This is a genomic window from Streptomyces sp. SID1328 (genome assembly GCF_009865595.1).
Taxonomy (GTDB): Bacteria; Actinomycetota; Actinomycetes; order Streptomycetales; family Streptomycetaceae; genus Streptomyces; species Streptomyces griseoluteus.
The window spans coordinates 1-1,032 of sequence record NZ_WWKH01000260.1; the positions used below are offsets into that span (position 1 = coordinate 1).

1 protein-coding gene and 1 pseudogene are annotated in these 1,032 nt (G+C 69.3%); both read right to left on the bottom strand.

Annotated features, from left to right (window positions below; all coding sequences use genetic code 11):
* The coding region (gnd, locus tag GT030_RS07490; RefSeq protein ID WP_161200403.1) for a phosphogluconate dehydrogenase (NAD(+)-dependent, decarboxylating) at positions 1–860 on the bottom strand (860 nt) is incomplete at its 3' end.
* Between the two features lies 1 nt (position 861).
* Positions 862–1,032, bottom strand: a pseudogene (locus tag GT030_RS07495) (glucose-6-phosphate isomerase); the annotation flags it as partial.

Genomic DNA, 1,032 nt, shown 5'->3' on the forward strand with positions numbered 1-1,032 from the left:
GCGTGGCCGCCGAACTGGTTGCGCAGCGCGGCGATCATCTTCATCTGCGGCGAGTCGTCCTGACGGGAGGCGAAGCGCGCGAACAGCGACGCGGTGATGGCCGGGAGCGGCACCGCGTTGTCGATGGCGGCCTCGACGGTCCACCGGCCCTCGCCGGAGTCCTCGGCGTAGCCGCGCAGCTCGTCCAGGTGCTCGTCCTCGTCCAGGGCGTTGACCGCGAGGTCGAGCAGCCAGGAACGGATGACCGTGCCCTCCTGCCAGGAGCGGAAGATCTCGCGGACGTTGTCCACCGAGTTCGCCTTCTCCAGCAGCTCCCAGCCCTCGGCGTACGCCTGCATCATGGCGTACTCGATGCCGTTGTGGACCATCTTGGAGAAGTGCCCGGCGCCGACGCGGCCCGCGTGGACGTAGCCGTACGGGCCGTCGGGCTTGAGGGCGTGGAAGATGGGCTGGAGGCGCTCGACGTGCTCCTTGTCGCCGCCGACCATCAGCGCGTAGCCGTTCTCCAGGCCCCAGACACCGCCGGAGACACCCGCGTCCACGAAGCCGATGCCCTTGACGCCCAGCTCGGCGGCGTGCTTCTCGTCGTCCGTCCAGCGGGAGTTGCCGCCGTCCACGACGGTGTCGCCGGGGGAGAGCAGGTCCTTCAGCTCGTCTATGACGACCTGGGTGGCGGTGCCGGCCGGGACCATGACCCAGATGGTGCGCGGCGCGTCGAGCTTCTCGACCAGTTCGGCGAGGTCCTTGACGTCGGTCAGTTCCGGGTTGCGGTCGTAGCCGATGACCTGGTGGCCCGCGCGGCGGATGCGCTCGCGCATGTTGCCGCCCATCTTGCCGAGGCCGATGAGTCCGAGCTGCATGTCAGTTCACTTCCTTGAGGGAGCGGTAGACGGCGACGAGGGCCGTGGTGGAGGGGTCGAGGCCGGGCACCTCGGCGCCTTCGGTGAGGGCGGGTTCGATGCGCTTGGCGAGCACCTTGCCCAGCTCGACGCCCCACTGGTCGAAGGAGTCGATGTTCCAGACCGCGCCCTG